1 protein-coding gene is annotated in these 1,846 nt (G+C 45.6%); it reads right to left on the bottom strand.

The genetic code is table 11. The annotated features are described in order from the left end of the window. Positions 1-1,634: two-partner secretion domain-containing protein (locus QT987_RS29645; RefSeq protein ID WP_333247057.1), on the bottom strand; the 1,634-nt coding region annotated here is incomplete at its 3' end. Between the last annotated feature and the right edge of the window lie 212 nt (positions 1,635-1,846).

Genomic DNA, 1,846 nt, shown 5'->3' with positions numbered 1-1,846 from the left:
TTCAGATAGCACTCAGTTTTTTCGCTTCTGTGCTTTATTGCGTAAGCATCCCTATTTAAAAACTGTCCGGAGTATTGAGTGGTGATAGTGGTATTATTAATATTAATATTATTATTCGCATTCAGAGTCAGCGAATTCTTATTAGTCCAAGCGATCGGTGCGTCAACGTTAATATTGCCTTGCTCCGTATTACCTGACGCAGTAGAAATAGTAACATTTCCCACATTTAGCTGTGCTTGCAGCCTCCCATTATTAATCACAGAAGGAGGGCCGGAGTCAACAAATCCTGGCCCCGCAGGAACATTATTCGGACCTTCGACAATAGTAATATCAGTAGGATCTAACAATAAGGTACCAGCAATCCCAAAGGTCGATCGCAAATCAACTAATCCTTGAAAATCCAGCCATTGCTTTCCAGACACTTCCGCAAAGCCCCCATTCCCAGAAACCAAGCCACCTCTGGCCGTAATATTGCCATGAAAGCGAGTAGTTTCATCCGCCCAAACTATGACTCGCCCGCCATTCCCATTACTAATAGCATCAGCATTAATCGTCGAGTCGCTGCTGACAAAAGTCCGCGCAGCATTGGGCACAGTCCCCAAACCCTGATAATCTCCGCCAATCAGTACATTACCCCCACCGTTAATCCCAGAAGCATCGATATTGCCTGCAATAACTCCTACTTTGTCGCCTAAAATATTTACACTACCGCCAGTGTTGCCAGAGACATTGAGAGTGCCGGATGCGATCGCAGTTCCCGCAGTTACGGGCACAGCAGCATTCCCCGTTAACACAATTTCGCCATTGGGATTTACCGTCAAACCCGTGGCCTGTGCCACACCTTGTCCAGTCAGCAACTCCGGCAAAGATAATACTGGCTGCGTCCAATTGTTTGGCAGCGAAGTGTGATTTGCTGTCGGCTGAATATCCAAGCTCAATAAATTTCCAGCTTGACTAATCCGCACCAAATTGTTACCCGGTACGGCGCTGATGATAATATTGCCGCTAGGCGCATTTACCTGACCAATATTGACAACCGTACCGCCGATCAAACTTAAACTTTTACCTGGTGTCACCGTCAGATTGCCTGCATTAATTATGCTTCCCCCTGGCAAATTTGTAAACGCAAAACTGTTCGGTGTCCCGATTAATGTTGCCCAATTGTTATTGCCGATCGCACTAAACCACTGATTCTTCCCAAAACCAATCCCTGTCGCCGTAGTAGCATTAAAAGATCCAGGCACGTTGAGAGTGGCATTCGGCCCGAAAATCATGCCAGCAGGATTCATCAAAAATAAATTGGAATTCCCGCCCGTAACTTGAATTAAGCCATTTATTAAAGAAGGATTACCCCCAGTAATCCTTCCCAAAATATTTTGAATATTGGGATTGGTCAAAAAGTTAGCCGTTTCAGCCTCGCTGAGGCCAAACTGAGTAAAACTGTGAAAAAGATTAGCCCCATCTCCGCTGAAGGCCCCCCCGGAAATGTCGTAGCGGTTGCCGTTGGGAGTGACAACTGTGTTAGTGCCATCTGGTGCGGGGGCGATGGGTTGCGCCTTGGCCGAACCCGCCGCTGCACTCAGCCAGCTAACAATGAATAACCATCCGAGGAAATGTAGTTTGTTGGGTGTCATTGTGTTTAAAGATGGTGCTTAAAGTGCGATCGTATTTATTTTTACTATTTTTACTCCTAAAAATTTCTCATGTCAATAGGAGCATCCTATTTGGGGCGATCGAATAATTAGGACTAAAAAAGGAAATGTATGTTTTCAATTAGGAATGAGAATTAAATAACTTCCACTCTTGAAAGTGGGATGGGCGTCCCGCCCGTCCAAAAAGGACGGGC

Source organism: Microcoleus sp. SVA1B4 (assembly GCF_036700545.1).
Lineage (GTDB): Bacteria > Cyanobacteriota > Cyanobacteriia > Cyanobacteriales > Microcoleaceae > Microcoleus.
This window is presented reverse-complemented; position numbering and strand designations above follow the sequence as displayed.